Below are 14444 nucleotides of genomic sequence, written 5' to 3' on the forward strand. Positions count from 1 at the left end.
ATCAGTCCACCGTCACGTAATCGGGGCCGGAGTAACGGCCGGTGCTGAGCTTCTGGCGCTGCATCAGCAGGTCGTTGAGCAGGCTGGAGGCGCCGAACCTGAACCAGTGCGGGTCCAGCCAGTCCTCGCCCGTCGTCTCGTTCACCAGCACCAGGAACTTGACCGCGTCCTTGGTGGTGCGGATGCCGCCGGCCGGTTTCACACCGATCTGTACGCCGGTCTGCGCCCGGAAGTCGCGGACGGCCTCCAGCATGAGGAGCGTGTTGGCCGGGGTGGCGTTGGTGGCCACCTTGCCGGTCGAGGTCTTGATGAAGTCCGCGCCCGCCAGCATCCCGATCCAGGAGGCCCGGCGGATGTTGTCGTACGTGGACAGCTCGCCGGTCTCGAAGATCACCTTGAGGCGGGCGGTGCCGCACTCCGCCTTCACGGCGAGGATCTCCTCGTACACCTTCAGGAAACGGCCGGAGAGGAACGCCCCCCGGTCGATCACCATGTCGATCTCGTCGGCCCCGGCCGCCACTGCGTCGCGGACGTCCGCGAGCTTGACGTCCAGCGAGGCGCGGCCCGCCGGGAAGGCGGTCGCCACGGACGCCACCTTCACACCGGAGCCGGCCAGCGCGGCGGCGGCGGTGGCCGCCATGTCGGGATAGACGCAGACCGCGGCGGTGTGCGGGGTCATGCGGTCGGGCTCGGCATCCAAGGGGTCGGAGGAGAGCCGAGGCGGAGCGTAGCGAAGCGGGTCGGGGTTGACGGCCTTGGCGGCGAGAGCCCGGACCTTGCCCGGGGTGTCCGCGCCTTCCAGCGTCGTCAGGTCGATCATCGAGATGGCGAGATCGATGGCGTACGCCTTGGCCGTCGTCTTGATCGAACGGGTTCCGAGGGAGGCGGCGCGCGCTTCGAGGCCGACGGCGTCGACGCCGGGGAGCCCGAACAGGAAGCGGCGCAGCGCACTGTCGGACGCCGTCGCGTCGGAGAATGCGGGAGCAGTGGTGGGCATGGTCACCAGAGGAGCATATCTACGCGCGTAGCGACCTGTACAGGGGGCCGGGCCGTCCGTGCGTCCCGCACCCCGGCCCTCCGGTACCGGATTCCCGGGGCACGGCGGTACGGCAGCCGCTCCGCCGTCCTCCGCGCCCGTCAGGCAGAATCGGCCCCATGACGAGCCCCACACCTCCCGCGGAGCCGCCCCCCGCGACACGGACCTACCGTTCCGTCGCCGCACTGGTCTGCGGGTCGCTGCTGCTTCTGCTGATCGCCTGGATGGGCGGGGACGCCATGATCCGGGGCGAGGGACGGGTGCCGTGGCTCGCGGCGGCCGCGCTGCTCCTCGTGGTGCCGCTGGTCGTGGCCTTCACCCTGCGGCCCGCCGTCTTCGCGGACGACGAGCGCATCCGGATCCGCAACCCGTTCCGGACGATCCAGCTCCCCTGGACCGAGGTCGCCGACGTCCGGGCCTCGTACTCCTCCGAGCTGCTCGCCCAGGACGGCACGAAGTACCAGCTGTGGGCGATCCCCGTCTCCCTGCGCGCCCGCAAGCGCGCGGCCCGCACCGCCGCCCGCGCGGCGCACGACGACCCCTACGGCCGTACGTCGGTCAGCGCCGACGTCCGCGACTCGGCCGCGCGCACCGCCTCCGCCGACCAGACCGTCCGCGACCTGCGGGACCTGGCCGAGCGGGCCGGCGACACGACCGCCGAGGGCGTGGACCGGGGCTCCGTGCGCTGGGCGTACGAGGTGATCGCCCCGGCCGTCGCCGGCGCCGTCCTGCTCGCGGTGGTGGGGGCGACCGGCTGAGAGCCTGTCGGGTGACCTCCGACCGGGCGGCCACGCCCTGGCACGCACGCTTCCGGCGTTGCCGAGATGCCCTGGCAGCTCCGCTACGAGGAACCCCTTCGGCGCCTTGGAACCGCAGGCACCGGACCGCGTCCGCTTTCCGGTCGAAGGCCACCCGACAGGCTCTGAGGCCGACGCCACGGAACGCCGAAGGGCCGGCGCCCCCGGGAGGGGCGCCGGCCCTTTCGTGTGAAGCGGCGCGCTCGTGTGATGCGGCGCGTCGGATGCCCGCTCGAGGTGTGCGTCAGATGCCCGCCGCCGCCGCGAGGTCCCGCTTGATCCCGGCGAGCAGCTCGGCGCCCCGGGCCCGCGCGGCGGGCAGTCCGGCCGCGTCCGCCACCGGGACGACGACCTCCAGGTAGCACTTCAGCTTCGGCTCGGTACCGCTCGGGCGGACGATCACCCGGGCGCCTTCCAGGTGGTAGCGAAGCCCGTCGGTGGGCGGCAGCCTGTCCGTGCCCTGCGACAGGTCCTCGGCCGAGGTGACGACGAGGCCGGCCAGCGCGGTCGGCGGCTGCTCACGGAGCCGGGTCATGGCGTCGGCGATGACCGTCAGGTCCTCCACCCGCACCGAGAGCTGGTCGGTGGCGTGCAGGCCGTGGGCCAGGGCCAGGTCGTCCAGCAGGTCCAGCAGCGTACGGCCCTGCTCCTTGAGTACGGAGGCGAGCTCGGCGACGAGCAGGGCGGCGGTGATGCCGTCCTTGTCGCGGACGCCCTCGGGGTCGACGCAGTAGCCGAGCGCCTCCTCGTACCCGTACCGCAGGCCGTCCACCCGGGCGATCCACTTGAAGCCGGTAAGGGTCTCCTCGTAACCGAGGCCCGCCTTCCCGGCGATCCGGCCGAGCAGCGAGGACGACACGATCGACTCGGCGAACACGCCGCTGACGCCCCGCTCCACCAGGTGCGCGGCGAGCAGCGCGCCCACCTCGTCGCCGCGCAGCATCCGCCAGCCGCCCTCCGTGGCGGTGTCGGGCACGGCGACGGCACAGCGGTCGGCGTCGGGGTCGTTGGCGATGATCAGGTCCGGCGCGGCCCGGCGCGCGGTGGCGAAGGCGAGATCCATCGCGCCGGGCTCCTCCGGGTTCGGGAAGGCCACGGTGGGGAACGCGGGGTCCGGCTCGGCCTGCTCGGCGACGAGCACCGGCGCGGGGAACCCGGCCCGGGCGAACGCGGCGGTCAGCACCGAGGTGCCGACGCCGTGCATCGCGGTGTAGACCGTGCGCGCCGTACGGGGGCTGCCGTCGGCCAGGACCGCGTCCGTACGGGCGAGGTAGGCGTCCAGCACCTCCTCGCCGAGGGTCTCCCAGCCGTCCTCGGGACGGACGGTGCCCGCCAGCGGGCCGACCGCGGCGATGGCGGCGGCGATCTCGCCGTCGGCCGGGGGCACGATCTGCGAGCCGTCGCCGAGGTAGACCTTGTAGCCGTTGTCGCGCGGCGGGTTGTGGCTGGCGGTGACCTCGACGCCCGCGACGGCTCCCAGATGCCGTATGGCGTACGCCAGTACGGGGGTGGGCAGCGGGCGGGGCAGTACGGCGGCGCGCAGGCCGGCGCCGGTCATCACGGCGGCCGTGTCGCGCGCGAAGTCCGCGGACTTGTAACGGGCGTCGTACCCGATGACGACGAGCCCGCCCTCCTCGCCCTGGGCCTTCAGATAGGCGGCGAGGCCCGCCGCCGCCCGGATCACCACGGACCGGTTCATCCGCATCGGCCCGGCCCCGAGCTCCCCGCGCAGCCCGGCCGTGCCGAACTGGAGCGTGCCCGCGAAGCGGGCGGCGAGCTCGGCGGTGTCGCCCGCCTCGATGAGCGCTGCCAGCTCCGCGCGCGTCTCGGGGTCGGGGTCCTCGGCCAGCCAGGTCCTGGCCTGCGCGATGAGGTCGTGCTGCACGGGGGCCGCCTTTCGGGGGGTGTGCGGAAGTGGGTTACGGGGGTGGGGTGCGGGCGGCCGGGGCGAGGCCGGGGCGGAGTGAAAAGGGCAGCCGCACGGGCTGAAGGCGGTGGCTCAGAGCCTGTCGGGTGGCCTTCGACCGGAAAGCGGACGCGGTCCGGTGCCTGCGGTTCCAAGGCGCCGAAAGGTCCTCGTAGCGGAGCTGCCAGGGCATCTCGGCAACGCCGGAAGCGTGCGTGCCAGGGCGTGGCCGCCCGGTCAGAGGTCACCCGACAGGCTCTCAGACGCGGTCGAGCACCCTCGCCAGCAGCGCGCCCATCCGGGTCGCCGAGTCGCGGCCGGCCTGGAGGACCTCCTCGTGGTTGAGGGGTTCTCCGGACAGGCCGGCCGCCAGGTTGGTGACGAGGGAGAGGCCGAGTACCTCGGCGCCCGCCTCGCGGGCCGCGATGGCCTCCAGGACCGTGGACATGCCCACCAGGTCTCCGCCCATGACCCGGACCATGTTGATCTCGGCCGGGGTCTCGTAGTGCGGGCCGGGGAACTGGACGTACACGCCCTCTTCGAGGGAGTCGTCGATCTCCTTGCACAGCGCGCGCAGCCGCGGGGAGTACAGGTCGGTCAGGTCGACGAAGTTGGCGCCGACGATCGGGGAGGCGGCCGTCAGGTTGATGTGGTCGCTGATCAGAACCGGCTGGCCCGGGCGCATGCCCTCGCGCAGACCGCCGCAGCCGTTCGTCAGGATCACGGTCCCGCAGCCCGCGGCCACCGCCGTACGGACCCCGTGGGCGACGGCGGCGACGCCGCGGCCCTCGTAGAAGTGCGTGCGGCCGAGGAAGACCAGCGCGCGCTTCTCGCCGATCTTGTACGAGCGGACCGTGCCGCCGTGGCCCTCGACGGCGGGCGCCGGGAAGCCGGGCAGCTCGGTCACGGGGAACTCGGCCTCCGGGACGCCGAGTGCTTCGCCCGCGGGCGCCCAGCCTGAGCCCATGACCAGGGCGACGTCATGGGTCTCGGCGCCGGTCAGCTCGCGCAGGCGGGCGGCGGCCCCGGCAGCGGCTGCCTGCGGGTCGCCCTGGATGTTGTCCGGAATAACAGATGCGTTCACGCGGACGAGCGTAACCGCTGAATCCCTACGCGCGTAGATGCACTGGCGCAAAGACGCGCCGGAGGTCTTTTGTGTTTTCGCACGAAGCGGGCGTGGCCGGGCCCCGCCCGCCCCGGTCAGCAGGGGCGCTTGCGCAGTTCCATCACGTAGTCGTGAGGTGCGCCGGCGGATTCCGCGGCGTCCGCGATCTCACCCAGGTAGCGCGCCGAGGGCAGCCCGCCCTCGTATCCGTTCAGCACGTACATCCAGGCCGGCTCCTCGCCGTCCAGGGTGTGCACCCGCACCCGCATCCGCCGGTATATGTCGAGCCCGACGCCCTCCCAGCGGTCCATGGAGTCCTCGTCCATCGGCGCCAGGTCGTACAGCGCGACGAAGACCTGGGAGCGCGGCGCCTCCACCACGGTGGCCAGCGCCCCCTCCCAGCCCATCTGCTCCCCGCCGAAGGTCAGCCGCCAGCCGTTGAGCCAGCCGGTGCTGCGCATCGGGGAATGCGGGGCGCGGCGGGTCATGAGCCGCGCGTCGAGGTTGCCGGCGTACGCGGCGTAGAGCGACATGGGACCGAGGGTACGGGAGGTGGGCGCGGGAGCGGCGGTTCCTGTGACGAAGGCCCCGGTCGGGGGAGTGCGGGGCGGCGCGGACCTCGGTGCGCGGGCCGCTCGTCCCCGTACGGCGGACGCCCTCCTTCCCGTATGGAGGGCCCCGGGGCGAAGCACATTGGCGCGTGCGGGACAATGGAGTACGTACTGCATTCCCCCGGGGCGATCCCCCGGACCCCCGGCCGGGGCGGCAGACGGCCGCGGGTTACACAACGCGAGGCGGACTTTTCGTGACCCGGATCGTGATCATCGGCGGCGGCCCCGGCGGCTACGAGGCAGCCCTGGTGGGCGCCCAGCTCGGCGCGGAGGTGACCGTCGTCGACTGCGACGGTCTGGGCGGGGCCTCGGTCCTCACCGACTGCGTGCCCTCGAAGACCCTGATCGCGACGGCCGAGGTGATGACCACCTTCGACTCCTCGTACGAAGAGCTGGGCATCATCGTCGCCGACGACACGCCGCACATGGAGCAGGCCGCGAGGGTCGTCGGTGTGGACCTCGGCAAGGTCAACCGCCGGGTCAAGCGCCTCGCGCTCGCCCAGTCACACGACATCACCGCGTCCGTCACCCGGGCCGGCGCCCGCGTGATGCGCGGCCGGGGCCGGCTCGACGGGCTCCAGGCGGCCGACGGGTCCCGTCAGGTCGTCGTCACCGCGGCCGACGGCACCGAGGAGCGGCTCACCGCCGACGCCGTGCTGATAGCGACCGGAGGTCACCCGCGCGAGATCCCGGACGCTCAGCCGGACGGCGAGCGCATCCTGAACTGGACCCAGGTCTACGACCTCGACGAGCTGCCCGAGGAGCTCATCGTCGTCGGATCCGGTGTCACCGGAGCCGAGTTCGCCGGGGCCTACCAGGCGCTCGGCTCGCGCGTCACCCTCGTCTCCTCCCGCGACCGGGTGCTGCCCGGCGAGGACCCGGACGCCGCCGCCGTCCTGGAGGACGTCTTCCGCCGCCGCGGGATGAACGTCATGGCCCGCTCCCGCGCCCAGTCCGCCAAGCGCGTCGGCGACCGGGTCGAGGTGACGCTGGCCGACGGCCGGGTCATCACCGGCTCGCACTGCCTGATGGCGGTCGGCGCGATCCCGAACACCGCGGGCATGGGCCTGGAGGAGGCCGGCGTACGGCTCAAGGACTCCGGGCACGTCCTCACCGACCGGGTCTCGCGCACCAGCGCCCCCGGCGTCTACGCGGCCGGTGACGTCACCGGGATCTTCGCGCTGGCCTCGGTCGCGGCGATGCAGGGCCGGATCGCGATGTACCACTTCCTGGGCGACGCGGTCGCCCCGCTGAACCTCAAGGCCGTCTCCGCCAACGTCTTCACCGACCCGGAGATCGCCACCGTCGGCTACAGCCAGGCCGAGGTCGACGCGGGCAAGATCGAGGCCCGGGTGGTGAAGCTGCCGCTGCTGCGCAACCCGCGCGCCAAGATGCAGGGCATCCGCGACGGCTTCGTCAAGATCTTCTGCCGTCCCGGTACGGGGATCGTGGTCGGCGGCTGCGTGGTCGCGCCGCGCGCCAGCGAGCTGATCCACCCCATCTCGCTCGCGGTCGACAACAACCTGACGGTGGAGCAGATCGCCAACGCGTTCACCGTGTACCCGTCCCTGTCGGGATCGATCGCGGAGGTGGCCCGGCAGTTGCACACCCGCAAGCTCACGGGCGAGGGCTGAGCACCCGGGAAACCCGGCAGCCCCCGGCGGTCCGGGCGGCGCTGTGACCACTTGACGATCACCGCTCAACAACAAAGGGGCCTCCCATACCACTTGGGGGCCCCTTTGAAGTACAACTTCTGTTATTCGGCGCAAACTGCTGAAAACTCACCGACGGTCAGGTTACTGTCAGTTCCGTGTTCGCTGCAGAACGTCGTCAATTGATCCTCGAAATGGTGCGTGCCAACGGAGCGGTATCGCTCCGTGAGCTCGCCCGCGTCGTCCAGACCTCCGAAGTGACCGTACGGCGGGACGTGCGGGCACTGGAGGCAGAAGGACTCCTCGACCGCCGGCACGGCGGTGCGGTCTTACCGGGCGGTTTTACGCGGGAGTCCGGCTTTCCGCAGAAATCCCATCTCTCCACCGCGGAGAAGACAGCTATCGCCGACCTGGCCGCAGGTCTCGTCGGTGAGGGCGAGGCCATCGTGGTCGGCGCCGGCACGACCACGCAGGAGCTGGCCCGCCGGCTCGCGAGGGTCCCCGGTCTGACCGTCGTCACCAACTCCCTCTTGGTGGCCCAGGCGTTGGCCCACGCCAACCGGGTCGAAGTCGTCATGACCGGCGGCACCCTGCGCGGGAGCAACTACGCGCTGGTGGGCAGCGGGGCCGAGCAGTCCCTCCAGGGGCTGCGGGTCTCCCGGGCCTTCCTCTCCGGGAGCGGCCTCACGGCGGAGCGTGGCCTGTCCACCTCCAACATGCTCTCGGCCAGCGTCGACCGGGCTCTCGTGCAGGCCGCCGCGGAGGTGGTCGTCCTGGCGGACCACACCAAGCTCGGCTCGGACACCATGTTCCAGACGGTGCCCACCGAGCTGATCACCCGCCTGGTCACGGACGAGCCCCCGCTCCACGACGAGCGGGCCGCCGCCGAGCTCCAGTCCCTGGCGGACCAGGGCGTGGAGATCACGGTGGCCGGTCCGGAGGCGGACGCGTCGGGCGGGGCCGGCCCCCCACCGGGGCGCCGGCCCCGCCGCGACATGCCGCTCCCCGGTCAGCGGCGCACGCAGAACGGTGGCCTCGGTCCGCAGCTCCGCAGCGCCTCGGCGCTGGCGGACGTCCCGGGCGAGCGGGCGCGCGTGGCGGATCTGCGGCGGCGGTAGACCCGGGTCGGGGCGCCGTCTCCGAGCCCCCGCTCCGGCGCTCCCCCTTCAGTGCCTTCTGCGCTCGCCTCTCAGCCCTCCGGCGTTCGAGGAGCGGGGTCCCGGGCGGAGCCCCGGGTTCGGGAAGGGGCGGGGCGGGGGAGAAGCCCGGCGCAGGGGCCAAGCCCCGGACGAAGCCCGTTGCTCCAGGCCTCGCTACTTCAGGCCCCGCAGCGTCAGCCGCAGCAGCCGCTCCGCCAACTCCGGGTCGTCCGGCGACTGCTCGGCCGCCAGCGCGATCGCGTTGGTGAGCTGGAGCAGATCGTCGATCGACACGTCGCCCCGGACCGCCCCGCTCTCCTGGGCCCGGCGCAGCAGCCCCGCGCCTGCCTCCCGGAGTGGCAGATGGCACTGCACGAGCGCCGAGGTCTCGTCGCGCGAGGCGGACATCAGGGCGTGGGCCAGGCCGCGGTATTCACCCGCATGAGTGACGATCGCGCCCAGCCAGTCCACCAGCGCCCGGCACGGCGCTTCCGCCGCCGCCAGCTCACGGGAGCGGTCCAGGAGCGAGCACAGGGCGTCCTGGAAGACCGCGTTCATCAGGGCGTCCCGGTTCGGGAAGTGCCGGTAGAGGGTGCCGATGCCCACGCCCGCCCGCCGGGCGATGTCCTCCAGCGAGGCGTCCGTGCCGTGCTCGGCGAAGGACCTGCGCGCCTCGCCCACCAGCCGGTCGTGGTTCCGGCGCGCGTCCGCGCGCATCGGCCGGGCCGGCGGCTGCACCGTGCTCGTGTCCATCGGGATCGCCCCTGCCATGGTTTCCGCCCCTCCCTCGGTCCTCGGGACCTTCGTGGGTTCCAGGATGCCACTGTGACGAAGGGGCCCGGCCCGCGTCTCACGACGCGGGCCGGGCCCCTTCGGGGTGCGCGGTGCGGTCAGTCCTTGATCTCGCAGATCAGGGCGCCGGAGGAGACGGAGGCGCCGACCTCGGCGGTGAGGCCCTTGACGGTGCCGGAGCGGTGCGCGTTGAGCGGCTGCTCCATCTTCATGGCCTCCAGGACGACGACGAGGTCGCCCTCCTTGACCTCCTGGCCCTCCTCCACCGCGATCTTGACGATGGTGCCCTGCATGGGCGAGGCGAGGGTGTCGCCGGAGGCGGCCGAGCCGGCCTTCTTCGCGGCGCGGCGCTTGGGCTTCGCGCCGGCGGCGAGGCCGGTGCGGGCCAGCGACATGCCCAGCGAGGACGGCAGCGACACCTCCAGGCGCTTGCCGCCGACCTCGACGACGACGGTCTCGCGCCCGGCCTCGTCCTCCGCGTCCGCGTCGGCGGGCGCGGCGAAGGGCTTGATCTCGTTGACGAACTCGGTCTCGATCCACCGGGTGTGGACGGTGAACGGGTCCGCGGTGAAGGCGGGGTCGGCGACGACGGCCCGGTGGAACGGGATCGCGGTGGCCATGCCCTCGACCTGGAACTCCGCCAGTGCACGGGCGGCGCGCTGCAGCGCCTGCTCACGGGTCGCGCCGGTCACGATGAGCTTGGCGAGCAGCGAGTCCCACGCCGGGCCGATGACCGAGCCCGACTCGACGCCGGCGTCCAGGCGGACACCCGGACCGGTCGGCGGGGCGAACGTCGTCACGGTGCCGGGGGCGGGGAGGAAGCCACGCCCCGGGTCCTCGCCGTTGATGCGGAACTCGAAGGAGTGGCCGCGCACGGCGGGGTCGTCGTAGCCGAGTGCTTCGCCGTCGGCGATGCGGAACATCTCGCGGACGAGGTCGATGCCGGTGACCTCTTCGGTGACGGGGTGCTCGACCTGGAGGCGGGTGTTGACCTCCAGGAACGAGATCGTGCCGTCGACGCCGACGAGGAACTCGACCGTGCCGGCGCCGACGTAGCCGGCTTCCTTCAGGATCGCCTTCGAGGCGGCGTACAGCTCGTCGTTCTGCGCCTGGGTCAGGAAGGGGGCCGGGGCCTCCTCCACGAGCTTCTGGTGGCGGCGCTGGAGCGAGCAGTCACGGGTGGAGACGACGACCACGTTGCCGTGGCTGTCGGCCAGGCACTGGGTCTCCACGTGCCGCGGCTTGTCCAGATACCGCTCGACGAAGCACTCGCCGCGGCCGAACGCCGCGACGGCCTCGCGGACAGCGGAGTCGTACAGCTCCGGGATCTCCTCCAGCGTACGGGCCACCTTCAGACCGCGACCGCCGCCGCCGAAGGCCGCCTTGATCGCGATCGGCAGGCCGTTCTGCTCGGCGAAGGCGACGACCTCGGCGGACCCGGAGACCGGGTCCGGGGTGCCGGCCACCAGCGGGGCGCCCGCGCGCTGGGCGATGTGCCGGGCGGCGACCTTGTCGCCGAGGTCGCGGATGGCCTGCGGCGGGGGGCCGATCCAGGTCAGCCCGGCGTCCAGGACGGCCTGGGCGAACTCCGCGTTCTCCGACAGGAATCCGTAACCGGGGTGGATCGCGTCCGCCCCCGAGTCAGCGGCGGCCTGCAGCACCTTGGCCATGTCCAGATAGCTGGCGGCCGGGGTGTCACCGCCCAGAGCGAACGCCTCGTCGGCGGCCCGGACATGCAACGCGTCCCGGTCCGGCTCGGCGTAGACCGCGACACTCGCGATCCCCGCGTCCCGGCACGCCCGAGCAACGCGGACTGCGATTTCGCCACGGTTGGCGATGAGCACCTTGCGCACGATGACTCCCTCCTCGAAACAAGCTGAGTTTAGGGACTACCGACACGGCCGTACGACCCGTCCCCAATGGTGAGCTTGCCCACACGGAGTGTGATCCGAGGCTTGCCCCAGTAGTGAAATCCCTTGTGGCACCACGGTACGCCGCGATCCTCAACCGCACAGTAACCACCCGGTGTGGTCCAGGTCTCTGTCTTTAAGGTCAACGCCTCATGGCGTTTCTTTGTGGAGTCCCTACGAACGGCCGGAGGATTCTTTGCCCGGCGCCCCGGACCCGTCCAGCCCCTTGTCCGAAGGAATACCCGTGAGTAGGGTCCGCGCTACGCACGTACCAGAGGTAACAGGGGTGGGACGCTGATGCGCAGACCGGTTGCGATCGTGACCGCGCTCGTGCTGTTCGGGGAGGCGGTGGGCATCGTGCTCGTCAACGCCGTCCTGGCCACGGTCGCCGAGAACCAGAACATGTCGCTCGCCGGCCTGGACCCGGACGCCATGTCCACCGGGACCTGGGTGATGGGCGGTGTCTCCGGGCTGGCGCTGGTCCTGTGCGGGCTGACAGCGCTGATCGCCGGGATACGCGACCGCGCTCCGGGACGCGCCGGACGGATCGTCCTGATCGGTTGCGCGGTCGTGCACGGCGTCCTCGGCGCGGTCACCGTCGGCCTGGTGGGGTGGTCGGCCTTCGCGTTCATGATGGTCGTGCTGGCCCTGCTGGTGCTCACCCTGCTGTCGTACGGGACCGAGACCCGGGCCGACGACGGGGTGGGCGACAAGGCGGCCCCGGCGGCGGCTGAGCCGCCCCGGGCCGGACTCAGACCCACAGCTCCGTGACGGAGACGTCCAGCTCGCCCAGCAGCCGGCGCAGCAGCGGCAGCGAGAGCCCGATGACATTGCCGTGGTCGCCCTCGATGGAGTCGACGAACGGCGCCGAGCGGCCGTCCAGGGTGAACGCCCCCGCGACGTGGAGCGGTTCTCCCGAGGCCACATAGGCGGCGACCTCGGCGTCGCTCGGCTCGCCGAACCGTACGACCGTGGACGCCGTCGCCGACGCCGTACGGCCGGAGGCGGTGTCGATCACGCTGTGCCCGGTCCGCAGGATCCCCGACCGGCCGCGCATCGCCTTCCAGCGGGCGGTGGCCTCCTCGGCGTCGGCGGGCTTGCCGAGCGCCTCGCCGTCCAGCTCCAGCACCGAGTCGCAGCCGATGACCAGGGCGCCCGCCGCCTCGGGGCGCTCCGCCACCGCCGCGGCCTTGGCCCGGGCCAGGACGAGCGCCAGCTCGGCGGGGGTCGGCGCGCTCAGGGCGTCCTCGTCGACACCGCTGACGATCACCTCGGGGGCGAACCCGGCCTGGCGCAGCAGACCGAGACGGGCGGGGGAGGCGGAGGCGAGCACGAGACGGCGCTGATCAGTCATGCGGGCCATCGTAGAAGGGCCCGGGGGCCGTGGTCCCCCCGGTGCCCGAGGGGGCATGGGCCCGTGGCTCAGCGGATGCCGAGCACGAACATCGCCACCAGCATCGCCAGCGCCAGCAGGACGCCGGCCCTGCGCATCATGGCCTGGGCGTCGCGCAGTTCCTTCGGCGGCTTGTTCTCGGGGTCGGACCACAGCATGCTTCCGATCCTGCTGCGCCGTCCGCCCCCACGCCTGAGTACGGGTACTCAAAGCCGCCCCCGTGCGGGACGGGGGCGGCTCGGGGACGGCTCGCGGACGGGCCGGCGGCTCAGGCCGGCCAGTACGTCCGGGCCCAGGCCCGGGGGCCCGGCCGCGGGCGGCCGGTGCGCGCGATGCGCCCCGGGTCCGACCACTGCTCGGGCGGCAGCGGCGCGCCGGACGACATGGCGGACGCCGCCGCGGCGCGCGCCCGGACCACCGCCAGTGCGGCGGCCAGTTCCTCCGGGGTGGGGTTGCCCCGTACGACCTTGATCATGGGCAGACCTTTCTGCGAGCAGGCGGGACTTTCGAAACACGCCCTAGAGCGGGATGTTGCCGTGCTTCTTCGGAGGCAGTGATTCCCGCTTCGTACGCAGCTGACGCAGCCCCTTGACGATATGGGCCCGCGTCTCGGACGGCATGATCACCGCGTCGACGTAGCCGCGCTCGGCCGCCACGTACGGGTTGAGCAGCGCGTCCTCGTACGCCGCCATCAGCTCGGCGCGCGTGGCGTCCGGGTCCTCGGCGGCGGCGATGGTGCGGCGGTGCAGGATGTTCACCGCGCCCTGCGCGCCCATGACGGCGATCTGCGCGGTCGGCCAGGCGACGTTCAGGTCGGCGCCCAGGTGCTTGGAGCCCATCACGTCGTACGCGCCGCCGAACGCCTTGCGGGTGATGACGGTGATCAGCGGGACCGTCGCCTCCGCGTAGGCGTAGATCAGCTTCGCGCCGCGCCGGATGATGCCGCCGTACTCCTGGTCCACGCCCGGCAGGAAGCCCGGCACGTCCACGAAGGTGATGACGGGCACGTTGAACGCGTCGCAGGTGCGGACGAAGCGGGCCGCCTTCTCGCTGGCGTTGATGTCCAGGCAGCCGGCGAACTGCATCGGCTGGTTGGCGACGATGCCGACCGGGTGGCCCTCGACCCGGCCGAAGCCGGTGACGATGTTCGGCGCGAACAGGGCCTGGGTCTCCAGGAACTCGCCGTCGTCCAGCACGTGCTCGATCGCGGTGTGCATGTCGTACGGCTGGTTCGCCGAGTCCGGGATGAGCGTGTCCAGCTCGCGGTCCTCGTCGGTGGTGGCGAGGTCCGCCTCCTCCGGGAAGGCCGGGGCCTCGGAGAGGTTGTTCGAAGGCAGGTACGACAGCAGCGACTTGACGTACTCGATGGCGTCCTTCTCGTCGCCCGCCATGTGGTGCGCCACCCCGGAGGTGGTGTTGTGCGTACGGGCGCCGCCCAGCTCCTCGAAGCCGACGTCCTCGCCGGTGACCGTCTTGATGACGTCGGGGCCGGTGATGAACATGTGCGAGGTCTGGTCGACCATCACCGTGAAGTCGGTGATCGCGGGGGAGTAGACCGCACCGCCCGCGCACGGGCCGACGATCAGCGAGATCTGCGGGATCACCCCGGAGGCGTGCACGTTGCGGCGGAAGATCTCGGCGAACAGGCCGAGGGCCGCGACGCCTTCCTGGATCCGCGCGCCGCCGCCGTCGTTGATGCCGATGACCGGGCAGCCGGTCTTCAGCGCGAAGTCCATGACCTTGACGATCTTCTCGCCGTAGACCTCGCCGAGCGAACCGCCGAAGATCGTGAAGTCCTGCGAGTACACGCAGACCGGGCGGCCGTCGACCGTGCCGTAACCGGTGACGACACCGTCCCCGTACGGGCGGTTCTTCTCGATGCCGAAGTTGGTGGAGCGGTGCCGGGCGAACTCGTCGAGCTCCACGAAGGAGCCCTCGTCCAGGAGCAGCTCGACCCGCTCACGGGCGGTCAGCTTGCCCTTGGCGTGCTGCTTCTCGACCGCGCGGGCCGACCCGGCGTGCGTCGCCTCGTCGATGCGGCGCGTCAGGTCCGCGAGCTTGCCCGCGGTGGTGTGGATGTCGCTTAGCGGCTCGGACATCGGG

At 72.3% G+C, this 14444-nt stretch carries 14 protein-coding genes; 4 read left to right on the forward strand and 10 right to left on the reverse strand.

The genetic code is table 11. From position 1 onward, the window contains the following. Position 1: 1 nt before the first annotated feature. Complete coding sequence (gene deoC, locus IG90_RS0130100; protein ID WP_030591419.1) at positions 2-997, reverse strand: deoxyribose-phosphate aldolase; 996 nt, start codon at positions 995-997, stop codon at positions 2-4. A 158-nt stretch (positions 998-1155) separates the two neighbouring features. Here deoC and IG90_RS0130105 point away from each other — a divergent pair, with 158 nt between their 5' ends. After that, positions 1156-1794 carry a PH domain-containing protein gene (locus IG90_RS0130105; RefSeq protein ID WP_030591423.1) on the forward strand — a complete coding sequence of 213 codons (639 nt, stop codon included), beginning with the start codon at positions 1156-1158 and terminating at the stop codon, positions 1792-1794. A 283-nt stretch (positions 1795-2077) separates the two neighbouring features. On the opposite strand, the gene IG90_RS0130110 is transcribed toward IG90_RS0130105, so the two are convergent. The 3 genes from IG90_RS0130110 to IG90_RS0130120 form a co-directional block, all read right to left on the reverse strand. Next, complete coding sequence (locus tag IG90_RS0130110; RefSeq protein WP_030591426.1) at positions 2078-3718, reverse strand: phospho-sugar mutase; 1641 nt, start codon at positions 3716-3718, stop codon at positions 2078-2080. Positions 3719-3998: 280 nt separating this feature from the next. Continuing rightward, positions 3999-4823, reverse strand: a complete 825-nt coding sequence (locus tag IG90_RS0130115) for a purine-nucleoside phosphorylase (protein WP_030591429.1) — start codon at positions 4821-4823, stop codon at positions 3999-4001. A 116-nt stretch (positions 4824-4939) separates the two neighbouring features. Further along, on the reverse strand, positions 4940-5377 hold the full coding sequence (locus tag IG90_RS0130120; RefSeq protein WP_007458837.1) for a gamma-glutamylcyclotransferase family protein: 438 nt from the start codon (positions 5375-5377) through the stop codon (positions 4940-4942). A gap of 272 nt (positions 5378-5649) precedes the next feature. On the opposite strand from IG90_RS0130120, the gene IG90_RS0130125 reads away from it, so the two are divergent. Both IG90_RS0130125 and IG90_RS0130130 read left to right on the forward strand, forming a co-directional pair. Further along, positions 5650-7089, forward strand: coding sequence for an NAD(P)H-quinone dehydrogenase (locus IG90_RS0130125; protein WP_030591432.1), 1440 nt, complete (start codon positions 5650-5652; stop codon positions 7087-7089). 176 nt (positions 7090-7265) lie between these two features. Next, complete coding sequence (locus IG90_RS0130130; RefSeq protein WP_078585466.1) at positions 7266-8225, forward strand: DeoR/GlpR family DNA-binding transcription regulator; 960 nt, start codon at positions 7266-7268, stop codon at positions 8223-8225. 195 nt (positions 8226-8420) lie between these two features. Here IG90_RS0130130 and IG90_RS0130135 read toward each other — a convergent pair whose 3' ends face one another. Then, positions 8421-8963, reverse strand: coding sequence for a TetR/AcrR family transcriptional regulator (locus IG90_RS0130135; protein ID WP_459170904.1), 543 nt, complete (start codon positions 8961-8963; stop codon positions 8421-8423). Positions 8964-9136: 173 nt separating this feature from the next. Next, positions 9137-10891, reverse strand: coding sequence for an acetyl/propionyl/methylcrotonyl-CoA carboxylase subunit alpha (locus IG90_RS0130140; protein WP_030591441.1), 1755 nt, complete (start codon positions 10889-10891; stop codon positions 9137-9139). 354 nt (positions 10892-11245) lie between these two features. On the opposite strand from IG90_RS0130140, the gene IG90_RS0130145 reads away from it, so the two are divergent. After that, on the forward strand, positions 11246-11719 hold the full coding sequence (locus IG90_RS0130145; RefSeq protein ID WP_051860313.1) for a hypothetical protein: 474 nt from the start codon (positions 11246-11248) through the stop codon (positions 11717-11719). On the opposite strand, the gene IG90_RS0130150 is transcribed toward IG90_RS0130145, so the two are convergent. From IG90_RS0130150 to IG90_RS0130165, 4 genes are all read right to left on the reverse strand, one after another. Next, positions 11700-12311 (reverse strand): nucleoside triphosphate pyrophosphatase, encoded by a 612-nt coding sequence (locus IG90_RS0130150; RefSeq protein ID WP_030591446.1) that lies wholly within the window; start codon positions 12309-12311, stop codon positions 11700-11702. The two genes, IG90_RS0130145 and IG90_RS0130150, sit on opposite strands and share 20 nt — an antisense overlap. Before the next feature lie 59 nt (positions 12312-12370). Further along, positions 12371-12499, reverse strand: coding sequence for a morphogenic membrane protein MmpB (gene mmpB, locus IG90_RS46755; RefSeq protein ID WP_098018286.1), 129 nt, complete (start codon positions 12497-12499; stop codon positions 12371-12373). Between the two features lie 110 nt (positions 12500-12609). Then, the gene (locus IG90_RS0130160; protein WP_030591448.1) at positions 12610-12816 is read right to left on the reverse strand and encodes an acyl-CoA carboxylase epsilon subunit; all 207 of its coding nucleotides are present in this window, start codon (positions 12814-12816) and stop codon (positions 12610-12612) included. 43 nt (positions 12817-12859) lie between these two features. Next, positions 12860-14440 carry an acyl-CoA carboxylase subunit beta gene (locus IG90_RS0130165; protein ID WP_030591450.1) on the reverse strand — a complete coding sequence of 527 codons (1581 nt, stop codon included), beginning with the start codon at positions 14438-14440 and terminating at the stop codon, positions 12860-12862. Between the last annotated feature and the right edge of the window lie 4 nt (positions 14441-14444).

It is taken from the genome of Streptomyces anulatus (assembly GCF_000721175.1).
GTDB lineage: Bacteria > Actinomycetota > Actinomycetes > Streptomycetales > Streptomycetaceae > Streptomyces > Streptomyces anulatus_C.